This is a genomic window from Paenibacillus rhizosphaerae (assembly GCF_014192015.1).
In the GTDB taxonomy this organism is placed as follows: domain Bacteria; phylum Bacillota; class Bacilli; order Paenibacillales; family Paenibacillaceae; genus Paenibacillus_AQ; species Paenibacillus_AQ rhizosphaerae.
The window spans coordinates 192,087-207,427 of record NZ_JACHXJ010000003.1; the positions used below are offsets into that span (position 1 = coordinate 192,087).

Here is a 15,341-nt window from a genome sequence, read left to right on the forward strand (position 1 = left end):
GGCTCATTTCATTATGAAAACAACCATGTCGCTCAAGCAAAAAACGATGCAGTTTCTCGTCATCCTGCTGCCCATTCTGGTCACGCAAATCGCGCTGTCCGCGATTACGTTTTTCGATACCAACATGTCCGGCCGGGCCAGCTCGGCCGATCTCGCCGGCGTGGCGATCGGCACAAGCCTGTGGATCCCGCTGCAGACCGGCCTGAGCGGTATTCTGATGGGCATGACCCCGATCGTGTCGCATCTGCTCGGCGGCGGCAGCCGCAATAAGGTAGCGTATCACGTCATACAGGGCCTGTATCTCGCTATATTGCTGGCCCTTGTGATCCTTGGAATCGGTTCGCTGCTGCTTCCCGTTATTTTGGACGGGATGAACCTGGAGGGGAATGTCCGGGACATCGCTTTCCGCTTCTTAAGCTATCTGTCCATCGGTATCGTGCCGATGTTCGGTTACACCGTCCTGCGAAGCTACATCGACGCCCTGGGCCAGACCCGGATTTCCATGATGATCACGCTGATCTCGCTGCCGATTAACGTCGGCTGCAATTACCTGCTCATCTTCGGCAACTGGGGGTTCCCCCGCTTGGGAGGCGCAGGCGCGGGAATCTCTTCTGCCATTACTTATTGGTGCGTGTTCTTGATTGCGATTCTATTTATCCACCGGCTCCATCCGTTCACCGATTACGGCATCTTCCGGAAGCTGTACGGCATATCGCTCTCCGTGTGGAAGGAGCTGCTGAAGATCGGGGTGCCGATCGGCTTCTCCATCTTTTTTGAAACCGGGGTATTCTCCGCTGTCACCCTGCTGATGAGCAGCTTCGATACGGTGACGATCGCAGCCCATCAGGCAGCAATGAATTTTGCGTCCACGCTCTATATGATTCCGCTCAGCTTCAGCATGGCGCTCACCATTCTGGTCGGCTACGAGAACGGGGCGGGCCGGCTGCGGGACGCCAGACAATACAGCAGGCTGGGGATTTCCACCGCTGTGGGCCTCTCGCTGATTACCGCCGTCGTTCTGCTCGTAGCCGGACGTTATGTCGCCGGATTTTATTCGGAGGAAAGCCATGTGATCGAACTGATTCAGCATTTTCTGATCTATGCGATTTTCTTCCAGATCTCCGATGCCGTAGCCACCCCGGTCCAGGGCGTACTGCGCGGATATAAAGACGTCAATCCGGCATTTATCATTACGTTTATTTCGTATTGGGTCATCGGTCTTCCCGTCGGCTACCTGCTGGCCGAGTTCACTCCGCTTCGGGCCTACGGCTATTGGGTCGGCCTGATAACAGGGCTCGCGGTCGGCGCGGCACTTCTGCTCGGACGGCTCGTTAAGATCCAGCGGCGGTTCGCTGCCCCCAAGCAAGCGTAACCGCCCGGGTTCCCCCCGAGCGGCTGCTGAATCTTGGTTTGTGCAAGCGAAACCGGCCTACCGCTCCCCATTCCGATTCACCACAAAAAGGCGCTGCAGGGTTAAAACCCGCAGCGCCTTGTCTGTGTACCGTTATGTTTATTGCGAAAGCCGTGAAGCGAGCTCATACAGCTCCCGGTTAAATTCCTTCTTCGTATTGACAACTTTATCGATATCCGTCAGCACGAGTTCGCCTTTCATGATGCCGCAAGCCTTGTCGGACTCGCCCTCGATCAACATGCGTACCGCAAAATCACCCAGCCGGCTCGCAAGATTCCGGTCCGCCGGAGTCGGGGTTCCGCCGCGCTGGATATGTCCAAGCACCGTTACCCGCGGTTCCAGAGTCGGGCAGCGGTCGGTCAGTGCCTTGGCAACCTCTTCCCCGCTTCCCACACCTTCGGCCACGAGCACGATACTGTGCCGTTTGCCATGGGCAAAGTTCTGCTTCATCCGCTCCGTAATTTCATCCATGTCATGCGGCATTTCCGGCACGAGAATCGTCTCCGCGCCCGATGCGAGGCCCGCATGCAGAGCGATATCCCCGCAGTGTCTTCCCATGACTTCCACAATCGAGGACCGTTCGTGCGAGGACATGGTATCGCGCAGCTTATTCACCGCGTCAACGACGATGCTGACGGCCGTATCGAATCCGATGGTGTAGTCCGTAAACGCGATATCGTTATCGATCGTTCCAGGCAGTGCCATGGTATTGATACCGAGCTTGCTGAGCTTGTTGGCGCCCTGGTATGAGCCATCGCCGCCGATAACGACCAGGCCGTCGATTCCGTGCTTGCGGAGGATGTCCGCACCCTTCTGCTGGCCTTCCGGCGTCATGAATTCCTTGCAGCGTGCCGATTGGAGAATGGTGCCGCCGCGCTGGATAATATCGCCCACGCTGCGCAGATCCATCGAAAAGATGTCGTCGTTCAGCAGGCCGTGATACCCGCGCTGAATGCCGTAAACCTCAAGTCCGTGATACAAGCCGCTGCGTACGACGGCGCGTACGGCTGCGTTCATCCCTTGCGAATCTCCGCCACTGGTTAATATTGCGATTTTTTTGACTGCCATGTTATTTCCTCCTCTTATCACTCGTACAAATGCTTGCGGATCCACCGGCTGTTGAAGAAGAAGAATAAGCGGGTTAGCGGGCTTCCCTTCATCAAACGTTTGGATACGGAGCGAACTTCCTGCTGCTCGCTGACTTTGGGATCGGATAAATAGATTGCCAGCAGCCCCTCAATGATCATCCGATGGAACGGGGGCACCGGGATGGCCGCAACATCCTTCCGGGCCGATTCCACAATAAAGGCAATCCGGTCCAGCATGACTTCGGGGCTCTCATAGTAATTGCAAAAATTGAGGTCTCCGCCAAGCCGATCCTCTTCCTGATCAATCAGGTAATCCAGCATAATATGCAGACAGCAAACATGTGGAAAATATGACGCATGAATGGAGGCGGCGGCAGTGCTGCTCAAATTGCGGTCGCTTGCGGCCAGAAAGAGCATAAACACGCCCAAAGTCGAACCGGTTGCCGCGGCGAACTCGTTCCACTGAAGCTGGGGAGTCCGTTCACGATGCAGCTCCCACCACGCAAGCAGCGCCGGTTCCCTTAACTCCGGTTTGATGTGCTTGTAAACCTGCAGGTCGGTATACAGGCCCGCTAAATCCCGGATAAAGGGCATCGCGGCAGCGTAGCCGGGCAGCTGGCGTATGCAGCTTTGGCAGGTTGTCACCAACCCATGCAAATAACCTCCGTCATTTTGCTCCTGACGAAGTGCATAGTAATTGACAGGTTCAGCCGCCGGGTCGATCGCATCCAGCATCGATTGGTGAAGCAGGCGGAAATCTTCGGCTTCCATGGATGTGCTGCGGTCACACAGGTTATCCAGATAGTCGCTGATCGTCTGATAGGCCACGATGAGCTTGGTAAGTATAAGCCGCTCCGGCAGCGGAACGGCGGCGTAGATGCCTCCGCCCTCACAGTGAAATTGTTTCGTCTCTATACTCGCCAAGGCTTGCTTTCTCAGCTCGGGATCAGGGATGTTCCCTGCCTTCCTCCGCCATCCGTCCAGTTCTTTTCGCACTTCCGGCAATATATGCTTGTACACCCGGCTCATTAAACTGACAGGATTCCGGGGAACTTGATATCGAGTTTGCCCATTTACATTCAAGACGGTGCCTCCACATTGTTGTCTACTTGTATCGATCCTAATGTCCTTTATTATAATATGGTCCTGGAATTTGCACAAATAAACCGTGCATGAATCCTCCCTTTTTTCACAACAATATGTGTCCAATTAAAGGAGTGTGCCGGGATCTCCTCGAAAAGGTAAGCTGAAAGATTCCACCGCAGCAGCATATGCTCATCTATAGTATAGCGGTCGGCACCATGCGGCAGGGTGACTTTTTGCACAAAAATCACAAAACATCGGGGTATTGATCATGAAACTAGAACAATCGACGCCAGACGTCAATTGGCAAAGGGCATTCACCTTTACCATCTATGGGACCAGCGTCCTGGTCGCCTCCTACTTCCAGCTTTACTTCAGCCACCTCGGCTTCAGCAGCTCGCAGGTCGGCTATCTGTACGCCGTCGGCCCCTTCATCTCCATCTTCTCCAACATGTTCTGGAGCATGGCGAGCGACCGCTACCGGACAACCAAAAAGATCATGCTCCTGCTGTTCGCCGGACAGCTCGGCATGGGGCTGCTCCTGTCGGCCACCTCCTCCTTTTATGCGGTATTCGCGTTGATTACGGTTTTTTACTTTTTCTACTATCCGGTATTTCCGCTGTCGGATACGATGTCGATCCAGACCGCCCAGAGGCACGGGAAAAATTTTATCGTCATCCGGGTCTTCGGTTCGATCGGTTACGCCTTCTTCGCCTTGTCCATCGGCTATATCCTCGCCAACGTTGGTATTTCCCGGGCGCTGCTTCTGGCCATCCTCATTGCGGGGGCCTGCCTCCTGCTCGCCACAAGGCTCAGGGACGGCGTCAAAACGAACGGTCAGAAGATGGAATGGAAGGGCCTGTGGAACGTGCTCCGGCAAAAGGAAGTGCTGTGGTTCTTCGCAGGCGTGTTCTGCCTGGCCCTCCCCTACCGGATGAATGAAGCGTTCCTGACGCTGACGCTCAAAAGCATGGGCGCAAGTGAGGGGCTGATCGGCTGGTCCCTGCTGGCGGCGGCTCTCAGTGAAATTCCGGTTTTCTTTCTGCTCAGCCGCTTCGGAGAGCGTTTCAAGGAACTGCCGCTCCTCGCTCTGGCTGCACTGATGTTCGCACTGCGCTTCTTCTTGATGTCGATCGCGGAACACCCCGGATCGGTCATCGCGGTACAGACCTTGCACAGTGTGACCTTCGGCATCTACTACGTGACGGCGGTCCGCTACATCACCCGGATCATTCCGGATGAATTCCGGGCAACGGGACTTGCGCTGTTTACGATCGTATGGTCGAGCGCAGCCGGGCTCGTCAGCGGAACGTTCGGCGGCGTTCTGTATGAGCAGGCCGGGCGCACAACTTTCTATTTCATCGCCGCAGGGCTGGCTTTGGCCGCCTGTGCCGGCTTTTTGGCGAGACACCTGCTCGGAAATGCCAAGGCTCCGGGCGCATCGATGGACAGCCGAAAGATGTAACCCCAAAAAAGCCCATTTTCTAACCGCGGAGAACGGAAGAAAACGGGCTTCTCTTTTTCACAAAAATATATAAAGACAAAAAAGCACAGTCCCCGCATGAGAACTGTGCACAATAAGCAATTTGTTAACCAAAACTTATAAGAAATCCGTTACCGGAGTCAATCTTATAATTTGATTACGTTAGCAGCTTGAGGGCCACGGTTGCCTTCAGTGATTTCGAATTCAACTTCTTGACCTTCGTCCAAAGTTTTGAAGCCGTCTCCTTGGATTGCGGAGAAATGTACGAATACGTCCTCGCCGCCTTCAACTTGGATAAAGCCATAGCCTTTTTCTGCGTTAAACCATTTAACTGTACCTTTCAAATGAACAACCTCCTAAAAATACCGCCATCTATGGCGAATAAATACATTATACTTCATGGCCTTTGACAATGCAATCGCTCTTTTTCGTCCGAAGCTTCTTTTTAAGGAACGGTATTTGTCAATCTCATCCATGCTGAACCATTCCGTTGTCGCAAGAAAAACTTCCGCTATACGCGGTCTGTCTTCAATAAATTATGCATCGATGACGTTTTTCTTATTTGCTTTTACACAAGCCTCTGCGGTATCATTTTACCAAAAGACCAAACGGAGAATACGACATGATCAAAAAACATGAAATATACAAAAAAGACAAATGGAACATGATGACTGTCGAAGTCCAGGGCCGCTACATCGTCCTGCGGGAAATTTCCGATCAATGGGGCGAAGAGACCCACACCTTTATGAGCCGGCCGGCCATGATGCAATGGGTGAACAACCGCTTTCCGAAGGAAGATTACCAGGGCAACGAGGATGAGTGGCGTCAAATCATGAATGCGTTTAAAGAGGTATAATTCAGGATGGAATACGGCAGCGTCCTGGTCTTTGTTATTTTGGCCTTCTGTTTAGGCGCAGTCTTGATCATGAAGAAGGATACGATCCCGCCGAAGCTGAAGCGCGGCATGGCCATCTTCGCCCTCATCATGATCCTGGTTGCCTTTTTCCTTATTGTATACAATTTGCTTACCATGGGTTCCAGCCCTAATGGAGGATAAATAATCTTTTTCGGGTAAGGTCATACTAAGGGGTATATTTCTTCAAGACAGACCGTCAGAGGAGGCCCCCTTTCGTGAAATACTCGAAGACCCTGAAGCTTGCCGTCGCCATCAGCATGCTCTCGGTCCTGTTTGTTCCTCCTGCGGCTTCTTCACACGGAGCCCGATTCATATTAACCCAACAGTCAAGGAGGATTCCGATGGAACAATTACCTAAACGTTCAGAAGTACCCGCCGAGCACCAATGGAAGATTGAGGACCTGTTCGCCAGCCAGCAGGCCTGGGACGAAACGTATGCCGAGCTTCAGAAGGAAGTGAAAAAGGCCGGGGATTTCCAAGGCAAACTGAACAATGCGGCAGCGGTGAAGGACTGCTTCGCCCTGGAGGATGAAATCTCGCTGAAGACGGAACGCCTATACGTGTACGCTCACCTGCATCACGACGAAGATACAGCCAACTCTACATACCAGGCCCTTTCGGCCAAAGCCAAAAAAATGAGCGTACAGGTGGGCGAAGCCCTCTCCTTCATCACGCCGGAAATTTTGTCGCTGCCGGACAGCAAGCTGGACGAATTCATTGCCGACCCGCAGCTTGCCGAATACAAATTTACGCTGACCGAAATGAAGCGCGAGAAAGCGCATGTCCTGTCCAAAGCGGAAGAAGCGCTGCTGGCCCAGGTCGGCAACCTGTCCCAGGCACCGCAGACAATCTACGGGATGCTGAACAATGCCGATCTTAAATTTCCGAAAATCAAGGACGAGAACGGCAAGGAAGTTGAGCTGACTCACGGCAGTTACATCCAGTTCCTGGAGAACCCGAACCGTGAAGTCCGCGAACGGGCGTTCAAAGCGGTGTACGAAACGTACGCCAAGCAAAAGAACACGATCGCGTCCACACTGAGCGCCAATGTCAACAAGAACATGTTCTACGCCAATGTCCGCAAGTACCCTTCCGTGCTGGAGATGTCTCTCTACGGCGACAACATTCCGAAGGAAGTGTACACGAACCTGATCGACACCATCCATGAAAGCCTGCCTCTGCTGCACCGCTACATGAACCTGCGCAAGAAGCTGCTGGGCGTGGATGAGCTGCATATGTACGATCTGTTTGCCCCGCTTGTCGACGAATACAAAATGGACATTACGTATGAAGAAGCGAAAAAGACCGTATCCGAAGGCTTGAAGCCGCTCGGCAAAGACTATCTGGCTTCCCTGCAGGAAGGCTTTGACAACGGATGGATCGACGTATATGAAAATGAGAACAAGCGCACTGGCGCATACAGCTGGGGCGCCTACGGCACGCACCCTTATGTGCTGCTGAACCACAAGGAGAACCTGAACAGCATGTTCACCTTGGCGCACGAGATGGGTCATGCGCTGCATTCCTATTATTCCGACAACGCTCTGAAATACCGCGATGCGCAGTATACGATTTTCCTGGCGGAAGTGGCCTCCACGACCAACGAAGCGCTGCTGATGGACTACCTGCTCAAGAAATCGACCGATCCGAAGGAAAAAATGTACCTGCTGACCTATTATGCCGACCAGTTCCGGACGACGGTGTTCCGCCAAACGATGTTCGCCGAATTCGAGAAACTCGTTCACGAACGCGCGGAGCAGGGCGAAGCATTGACGCCTCAGGCGCTGTCGGAGATCTACTATGACCTGAATGTGAAATACCACGGCAAGGACATGGTCGTTGATAAGGATATCGAGATGGAATGGGCTCGCATCCCCCATTTCTACACCAGCTTCTACGTGTACAAATACGCCACGGGCTTCTCGGCGGCGACCAGCTTCTCGAAGCAGATTTTGGAAGAAGGCCAGCCGGCCGTCGACCGTTACCTCGGCTTCCTGAAGAGCGGAGGCAGCGACTTCTCGATCAATATTCTGAAGAAAGCCGGAGTCGACATGTCTTCGCCGCAGCCGGTCCGCGAAGCGATGAGCGTCTTCGAGAGCATTATCGAGCAAATGGAACAGCTGACAAAATAAGTTGAACGGCCAGGCTTATCATAATCCCTTGCCCGCGGGGCGGGGGATTTTTCTACTGTCTGCCGGAGAGGGTGTTTTCAAAAGTGAAAATGCAGTGGTCACTCATATTCGGGCTTCTGTTTGCGCTGCTCACCGCGATTTTTGCCGTGATCAACGTCGATCCCGTAAAGGTCAACTTTATGTTTGCCGAGGTGAACATTCCGCTGATTCTGCTCATTCTCGGATGTACGCTGATCGGCGGGATCATCGTCGGATCCTACGGAATTTTCAGGCAGTACAAACTTCAGAAAACGGTCAAGCATCTCTCGGTCCAGCTGGCTCAGGTCCAAGCCGAAACGGGGTATACCTTCCCGGACCCTGCCGCAAACAAGGCGGTCTCTGAGGATGAGGCCGGGACGAAGCCGTTATAACGGGAATGCAATATCAAACGGAGGGGAACCGTGAACATGTCGATACAACCAAATGAGCAATACGTTTTAACCTTTTTGAAAAAGCTGCTCGATACGCCGAGCCCTACGGGATATACGGGACACATCATGAAGTTCATTGAGGAGGAAGCCGCAAGCCTGGGCATTCCGCTGACCCGGAATCATAAAGGCGGGGCGATTCTGGAGGTGCAGGGCGAGGATCCTTCCCGCACGGTCGCACTGAGCGCCCATGTGGATACCCTTGGGGCAATGGTCAGAGCGGTCAAGCCTTCGGGCACGCTGCGGCTGACGTCTGTCGGCGGATTCATGATGCACAGCATCGAGAACGAATACTGTGTCATCCATACGCGCAGCGGCAAGACTTATACCGGCACGATCCTAAGCACCCATCCATCGGTGCATGTCTATAGCGACGCGCGCGATTTCAAACGCCAGGAGGACCATATGGAAGTCCGCATCGACGAGCTGGTGGAATCCAAGGAAGACGTGCTGAAGCTGGGCATCGCGGTCGGCGACTTCGTCTCCTTCGATGCGAGAGCGACGATTACGGACAGCGGCTATATCAAGTCCCGTCATATCGATGACAAAGCCAGCGTCGCGGCGCTGTTCGGCCTGCTGGAGTCGATGAAACGGGAAAATTGGAAACCGTCCACCAATGTGAAGCTGCTGATCTCCAATTACGAGGAAGTCGGACACGGCACCGCCTATATTCCTTCGGATATCGATGAAATGATCGCTGTGGACATGGGCTGCATCGGCGACGACCTCAGCTGCAAGGAGACCGACGTCTCGATCTGCGCGAAGGATTCTTCCGGGCCGTACGACTATGATATGACGAGCCGGCTGATCGAGCTGGCCAAGGCTGAAGGCATTCCTTACGCCGTGGACGTGTATCCACACTACGGCTCGGACGCTTCCGCCGCCCTGTCCGGCGGGAATAACATTCGCGCCGCGCTGATCGGGCCGGGCGTTCACGCCTCCCACGCGATGGAGCGCACCCACAAGCAGGCGGTGCTGAATACGGTCAAGCTGCTTGCGGCTTATATTCGCGGGTAACGCCGAGCCGTTCCATCAGCCGTATCCCGGGCTCACGCCCATCAAAGCCAAACCGGCTGTCCATTTGGACAGCCGGTTTGTTCTGTATATTGCTGATCCCGATATCAGCAGCGTGTATACATTGATTTGTCACACTATGCGAAATCTCGATCCGCCCGCCAGGGAGGCGTCTGTATCAGCGTCGTCCGCCGGCAGGGGCGGCTGCCTGTACAGGGCCGGAAGCCGAAACCCGGCTATTGCCGGGTACTGCCTGCTCGGAGGGCGCCGAAGCGTTTCCTGCTTCTTCAACCGGGACAGCAGTTGTTTGAGCATTGGCCTGCGCTTGCGTGGAAATTGGTGCCGTCTCACGAAGGGCCTGGGCCGAAGCGGCGCTTTCGCTTGCACCGGATTGTGCAGTCGCATCGCCGCCCATGGTGGAGCGGGCCGCTCTCGGCGAATAGACCGAAATGTGGTCCAGGCGCTTGGTGGCATGCGGCCCGACGAATTTCAACTCGTAATCGCCTTCTTTATAGGTAAGCACGTCATCCGATCCGCTCGTCTTGACGGAGCTTGGTTTGCCCAACGTGTTCTCGATTTCCTGGAAGCTGATTTTGCTGAGATCGGTACTCTCATCGATACCCGATCCGAAATAACGGATGTCGTACACCACTTCGCCCTGCCCGATGCCAAAAGCGTAGCTGCCCCGCCCCGCCCCCGGCGAGTAGGAGTCATAGGCGTAACGGTCGGTCGGCTGCCATGGCCGGTCCGGCTCGCCCCATGCGTTATGCACGTCCTCGATCGTTGTTTTGCCGGATACAAAGTCAGCGCCCTTTACTCTGCCTTTCTTGGCTAAAGTGGCGATATCCTTGATTTGCTGCTGGTGTCCGCTGGTTGCACTGCCGTTCCCGGATGTGCCCGAGCCGCTTCCCGCAGAACCGGTGCTGTCACCGGTAGTGGAGCCTGTCCCTGTACCATTGCCGGCATCGGTTGATCCGGAATCCGTCTTGCCGCCGGTTTCGTTCTGGCCTTCCCCGTTCTGCCCATTCGATCCGTTACCATCATCCGAGGGAGTCGTGCCCGAGTCTGTATTGGTGCTTCCAGCCGGCGGAGACGCCTGATCCTGTGTGGATTTTCCGTCGGTCAGGGCACATCCGCCTAAGGCGAGCACAAGCACCAGACCGATCACCGTCCAGCGGATGGAAGCCGGTTTAAACGATTTAATCATTAGTATCCTCCTTCTCAGCTGCCTGCGTGAAGCAGATAGTCTTGCGGTTCCCGGAACATAAGCATCCGTCCGGTATTGTTCCAAAAGCGTTAGAATTGTATACCCATACTGGGCGATTTGGTTCGGATCCATCCGTCTCAATGCCAGCGCATCGGCGGACAGCTCCTGATCCTCCCGCATCCGGTAAAATGCGTACCACAGCAGCGGGTTATACCAATGAAAAGCGAGGAGAATCTGCGCAACCCAATTCACCAAAATGTCCCATCTTTTCGCATGCGCCAATTCGTGCAAAAAAATATGCTTTTGCTGCGCCTCATCCAGTTCCGCCATGCCCGGCGGCATGATCATCCGCGGACGAATCACCCCGAACAGCGTGGGCGAGGAAACGGCGGGCGATAGCTTCAGCCCGATGCTTCGCCTCACGCCCATACGGGCCTTGGCCTCTCCCAGCATTTGAACCATCCCCGGGTCTGTCTCTTGGGAGTGTCTGCCGAGCAGCCGTGTGTAACGGACGTTCGCGATGACGAGCCGGATCAGCAGGAGCGCCGCCCCGGTCAGCCAGACCGTTATCAGGATCGAACGGACGGATAGCCCGCTATCCTTTTGCGTCGGAGGTGAGGTTCCGAATTCATGGCTCCCCGCCAGTTCGCCAGGGAATAAATCGGCCTCGTCCCCCAACTTCACCGGTGTCTGCGCTTGGCCGGAGGAGGGACTTCCGCCGCCTGCTGTCCAAACAAGGCGTTTCCCGGTCCTGCCATGGAAAAAAGGTTTCCCATGCTGAATGAACTTTCCGGACCGGACGGGATCATCAGCCGGAGAATTAACAGCAGCCACAAGGCATAATGCCACCCTGGCTTCAGCCAGCTGCCGAACACCCGCTTCATCAGCAAAATGAGGACCACCATCATACCGGCCAGCAGCGTCGTATGGATCATCCAGTCAAACAAATCGTTCAGGAGGGGGTACAGGTTTCCCGGCACGCTCATCCCCTCCCTTCCGGTCCGCCCGAATCATCCAGCAGCTTGCGCAGCTCGGCGATCTCCTCCTGCGACAGCTTCTCCTCCTTGAGAAAGTTCACCAGCAGCGGCTTGAAGGATCCGCTGTAAATGCGCTGTAAAAAGCTCTTCGTCTCCGCCCGTTGGCATTCTTCCTCCGAGACAAGCGGGGAGTATCGGTATGGGCGGCTGTCCGGATCGAACGAAGCGGCCTCTTTCGTGACGAGACGGTTCAGCAGCGTTCTGACCGTCTTGGGGCTCCAGTCCATGCGGCCGGCCAGAACGTCAATGACCTCGCCCGCCGTCAGCGGCGAGCCGGCCCACAGCACCTTCATGACCTCCCATTCGGCCTCGGAAATGACGGGAAGTTGTTTCACCGGTATATTCTCCTTTCTTATGATCACATTTGTAATCATCGCATGCATCCAATATTACACACGTAATCCAGGATGTCAATCCGTTCTTTGCCCGGAAACATGCCGCTTGCTGAAAACACTCACAACAATAGGGCGCCCCGTATTATTTACGGGAACGCCCTATTGTACTAACCGTCAGCTCGATGTGCCGCTTGAATTACGCCTTGCTCTGCTCAATTCTCTCCGCCAGCTCGTTCAGATACGTCCAGCGGTCCATCAAATGCTCCAGCTCCTGCTCGGCTTGCTGCTGCGCCTGCAGCAGCTCCTGCAGTCTGGCCGAATCGCTGAACGCGGCCTCCATCTCCTTCTGTATGCCCTCCAGCTTCTGCTCACAGGCTTCGATCAAGCCGTCGATCTGTTCGAATTCGCGCTGCTCTTTATAGCTGAATTTCAGCTTGTCCCGCGGCGCTTCTTTCGCCTGAGATGAAGGCTGGCCTCCCTCCGGGGAGGCCCCGGCCTTCTTCAGACCGTCCGTGGAGGAGCCGCCTGCGGCAGACGGCGCATTCTTGCTCATCCATTCCGCATACTCCGTGTAAGCCCCCACATGGACGCGAATCGCCCCCTCGCCTTCGAAAGCCATAATCTTCTCTACGGTACGGTCAAGGAAGAAGCGGTCATGGGACACCGCAAAGACTACGCCCGGAAAATCGTCCAAATAATCTTCCAGCACGGACAGCGTTTGAATGTCGAGATCGTTCGTCGGCTCGTCGAGCAGAAGGACGTTCGGGGCCGACATCAGCACCCGCAGCAAATACAGGCGGCGCTTCTCTCCCCCGGACAGCTTGGAGATCGGCGTCCACTGCATAGCCGGCGGGAACAAAAAGCGCTCGAGCATTTGGGAAGCGGTGATCTGGCTGCCGTCGTCGGTCCGGATCACTTCCGCTTCCTCCTTGATGTACTCGATCACCCGCATATTGCCGTCCATTTCCTGATGCTCCTGGGTAAAGTATCCCAGCTTGACCGTCTGACCGACTACGATTTCGCCTCCATCAGGCTCCAGCCGGCCGGCAATCAGGTTCAGCAGCGTCGATTTGCCGCTTCCGTTCGGGCCGACGATGCCGACGCGGTCGCCGGGAACGGCAATATAGCTCAGATCGCGGATCAGCGTCCGGCCATCGGCCTTTTTGGCCAAATGTTCGATCTCGAGGATTTTCCGGCCGAGCCGGGTCGAAAGCGCAGCAATATCCACATTCCCGGCACGCTGCGGCCCCTTCTGATCCTTCAGCGCCTCAAAGCGTTCGATGCGCGCCTTCTGCTTCGTCGATCTCGCCTTGGCTCCGCGCCGGATCCAGGCCAGCTCCGTCCGCAGCAGGTTCTGGCGCTTCTGTTCGGAAGCCGCCTCCCGTTCTTCCCGCTGGGCCTTCAGCTCCAGAAAGGCCGAGTAATTGGCCTCATAGCGGTACAGCCTGCCCTGGTCCAGCTCCAGCATGACATTCGCGACGCGGTCCAGGAAATACCGGTCGTGCGTAATCATCAGCAGCGCGCCGCGGCGCTTCTGGAGGTACTGCTCCAGCCAGGCGACCGAGTCATTGTCGATATGGTTGGTCGGCTCGTCCAGAATAAGCAGCTCGCACGGCTGGATCAAGGCGGACGCCAGCGCGACACGCTTCCGCTGGCCGCCGGACAGCGTCCCCATCAGGGCATCAAAGCTTGAAATGCCCAGCTTGGACAGGATCGTCTTGGCTTCGCTCTCAAGCTGCCACGCCTGGAGGGCGTCCATTTCCTGATTCAGCTTCAGGAGCTTCTGCTGCAGCGTTTCGTCCGAAGGATTCAGCTCGACCCGCTCCATCGTTTCCGTATAATCACGGACGATCTTCATCTGCGGGTCCTGGCCCTGGAACACCTGCTGTAGCACCGTCATGCCCGGGTCAAAATCCGGATTTTGCGCCAGATAGCGGACCCGGACGCTGTTGCCGATGGAAATCTGGCCTTCGTCCAGAGGCTCAAGTCCGGCGATGACCCGCAAAAAGGTGGATTTGCCGGTGCCGTTGACGCCGATGATTCCGATTTTATCCTGATCCGCCATCCCGAAGGACGCGTCCTCAAACAATACCTTCTCTCCGTAGCTTTTGGAGATATGTTCAACTGTCATTATGTTCATAACTATTTCCCCTACTCATCCAGCGATTTTCTGTTCCTTAATATTAACACAAAAACCGCCCAAAGGCTGGGCGGCATGTATGCTACGCTTCTATCAGATATTGAGAGCGTGTTGTCCAGGGCGAACTGCACCTTCCCAGACGGCGGGGTAAACGCGGAAGCGGGCTGGCTTAAGCACTTTAAGCAAAGCACTTTAAGCCCTTTGAGCTCCCGGATTCATGGGAAAAGCAGCAGCGCGGCAGCGAGGGCAGCTCCCCCTCCGATGAAGGAAGAGACGACATTGACGGCGTCGTTGTTCATGAACCGCCATCCGCCCATACGCCGGGTCCTGCTTCCGCAGTGCGTCATGACCTCGACCTCTTTGCCGCACACCGGGCACTTATACATGATCTGTACGGATGCGCCAAGGATGGAATCGGCGAAAGCCCCGGCCAATCCGCCGACTATCCCCAGCACCAAAGCCAAGGCCAGCGAATGGGTGGCCGTCCCGGACAGCCGTTCAAACAGCCAGGCGAAGAGGCCGATCAGCGCTCCTCCTCCCGCGGCGGCGGTGCTGCCCAGCAGCGACACCCCTCCCGACGTACCGGGAGGGAGCACGCGCCCGTTCAGGACCGAACGAGGCGGCTTGCGGCTGAGGCTGCCCAGCTCCGTGGCCCAAGTGTCGGCCGTTACCGCCGCCATGACGCCAATGAAGGCGAACACCCAGTCCTCATGCGGCCAGAAGGCATTCAGCAAGCATAGCAGCATGCCGGCACCCCCGTTGGCCAGCACTTGTCCGGCGTCCCGGTTGCCCGTTTTGGCGTAGGATTTTTCCAGCTCGGCCTTCCGGCTTGCCTTCACCTTGGACAGCGCCGATGAGCTGATAAAAAAGACGAGCAGGGTGCCAAACCACAACAGATTCCCCGCTCCAAAATAAATCGTTCCCATAACAAAGGCGCAGACCGCTCCCGATATGGTGAGCGACCGCTTCCAGTACGCAGCCCCGGCGACAACGAGCGCGCACAGCGCCCCGATGATCCACATCATGGC

Annotated in this window: 15 protein-coding genes; 7 read left to right on the forward strand and 8 right to left on the reverse strand. The window is 55.7% G+C overall.

The window, feature by feature from the left end; all coding sequences use genetic code 11:
* The first annotated feature begins 13 nt into the window (after positions 1-13).
* Positions 14-1,372, forward strand: a complete 1,359-nt coding sequence (locus tag FHS19_RS17475) for an MATE family efflux transporter (protein WP_183583159.1) — start codon at positions 14-16, stop codon at positions 1,370-1,372.
* Between the two features lie 138 nt (positions 1,373-1,510).
* Here FHS19_RS17475 and pfkA read toward each other — a convergent pair whose 3' ends face one another.
* Together pfkA and FHS19_RS17485 are read right to left on the reverse strand one after the other, a co-directional pair.
* Positions 1,511-2,479, reverse strand: a complete 969-nt coding sequence (gene pfkA / locus FHS19_RS17480; protein WP_183583160.1) for a 6-phosphofructokinase — start codon at positions 2,477-2,479, stop codon at positions 1,511-1,513.
* 17 nt (positions 2,480-2,496) lie between these two features.
* Positions 2,497-3,528, reverse strand: coding sequence for a tetraprenyl-beta-curcumene synthase family protein (locus tag FHS19_RS17485; RefSeq protein WP_183583902.1), 1,032 nt, complete (start codon positions 3,526-3,528; stop codon positions 2,497-2,499).
* 325 nt (positions 3,529-3,853) lie between these two features.
* On the opposite strand from FHS19_RS17485, the gene FHS19_RS17490 reads away from it, so the two are divergent.
* Positions 3,854-5,047, forward strand: coding sequence for an MFS transporter (locus FHS19_RS17490; protein ID WP_183583161.1), 1,194 nt, complete (start codon positions 3,854-3,856; stop codon positions 5,045-5,047).
* A gap of 164 nt (positions 5,048-5,211) precedes the next feature.
* On the opposite strand, the gene FHS19_RS17495 is transcribed toward FHS19_RS17490, so the two are convergent.
* On the reverse strand, positions 5,212-5,409 hold the full coding sequence (locus FHS19_RS17495) for a cold shock domain-containing protein (RefSeq protein WP_068694440.1): 198 nt from the start codon (positions 5,407-5,409) through the stop codon (positions 5,212-5,214).
* Positions 5,410-5,687: 278 nt separating this feature from the next.
* Here FHS19_RS17495 and FHS19_RS17500 point away from each other — a divergent pair, with 278 nt between their 5' ends.
* The 5 genes from FHS19_RS17500 to FHS19_RS17520 all read left to right on the forward strand — a co-directional run bounded on the left by FHS19_RS17500 (position 5,688) and on the right by FHS19_RS17520 (position 9,597).
* Positions 5,688-5,921: a hypothetical protein gene (locus FHS19_RS17500; protein ID WP_076170246.1), complete on the forward strand. Its 234-nt coding sequence runs from the start codon at positions 5,688-5,690 to the stop codon at positions 5,919-5,921.
* Positions 5,922-5,927: 6 nt separating this feature from the next.
* Positions 5,928-6,122: a hypothetical protein gene (locus tag FHS19_RS17505; protein WP_145024914.1), complete on the forward strand. Its 195-nt coding sequence runs from the start codon at positions 5,928-5,930 to the stop codon at positions 6,120-6,122.
* A gap of 200 nt (positions 6,123-6,322) precedes the next feature.
* Complete coding sequence (gene pepF / locus FHS19_RS17510) at positions 6,323-8,113, forward strand: oligoendopeptidase F (RefSeq protein ID WP_183583904.1); 1,791 nt, start codon at positions 6,323-6,325, stop codon at positions 8,111-8,113.
* Between the two features lie 83 nt (positions 8,114-8,196).
* Positions 8,197-8,523 carry a LapA family protein gene (locus tag FHS19_RS17515; RefSeq protein ID WP_183583162.1) on the forward strand — a complete coding sequence of 109 codons (327 nt, stop codon included), beginning with the start codon at positions 8,197-8,199 and terminating at the stop codon, positions 8,521-8,523.
* A gap of 36 nt (positions 8,524-8,559) precedes the next feature.
* The gene (locus FHS19_RS17520) at positions 8,560-9,597 is read left to right on the forward strand and encodes a M42 family metallopeptidase (RefSeq protein ID WP_183583163.1); all 1,038 of its coding nucleotides are present in this window, start codon (positions 8,560-8,562) and stop codon (positions 9,595-9,597) included.
* 175 nt (positions 9,598-9,772) lie between these two features.
* Here FHS19_RS17520 and FHS19_RS17525 read toward each other — a convergent pair whose 3' ends face one another.
* From FHS19_RS17525 to FHS19_RS17545, 5 genes are all read right to left on the reverse strand, one after another.
* A complete protein-coding gene (locus tag FHS19_RS17525; protein WP_183583164.1) occupies positions 9,773-11,485 on the reverse strand; it encodes a M56 family metallopeptidase in 1,713 nt (570 codons plus the stop codon).
* The gene (locus FHS19_RS17530) at positions 11,482-11,781 is read right to left on the reverse strand and encodes a M56 family metallopeptidase (protein ID WP_183583165.1); all 300 of its coding nucleotides are present in this window, start codon (positions 11,779-11,781) and stop codon (positions 11,482-11,484) included. The genes FHS19_RS17525 and FHS19_RS17530 overlap by 4 nt, the downstream gene beginning before the upstream one ends.
* Positions 11,782-11,783: 2 nt before the next feature.
* A complete protein-coding gene (locus FHS19_RS17535) occupies positions 11,784-12,212 on the reverse strand; it encodes a BlaI/MecI/CopY family transcriptional regulator (protein ID WP_221223997.1) in 429 nt (142 codons plus the stop codon).
* A gap of 157 nt (positions 12,213-12,369) precedes the next feature.
* Positions 12,370-14,313, reverse strand: a complete 1,944-nt coding sequence (locus tag FHS19_RS17540) for an ABC-F family ATP-binding cassette domain-containing protein (RefSeq protein WP_183583167.1) — start codon at positions 14,311-14,313, stop codon at positions 12,370-12,372.
* 215 nt (positions 14,314-14,528) lie between these two features.
* Positions 14,529-15,338 (reverse strand): DUF92 domain-containing protein, encoded by an 810-nt coding sequence (locus FHS19_RS17545; protein ID WP_183583168.1) that lies wholly within the window; start codon positions 15,336-15,338, stop codon positions 14,529-14,531.
* Positions 15,339-15,341: the final 3 nt, after the last annotated feature.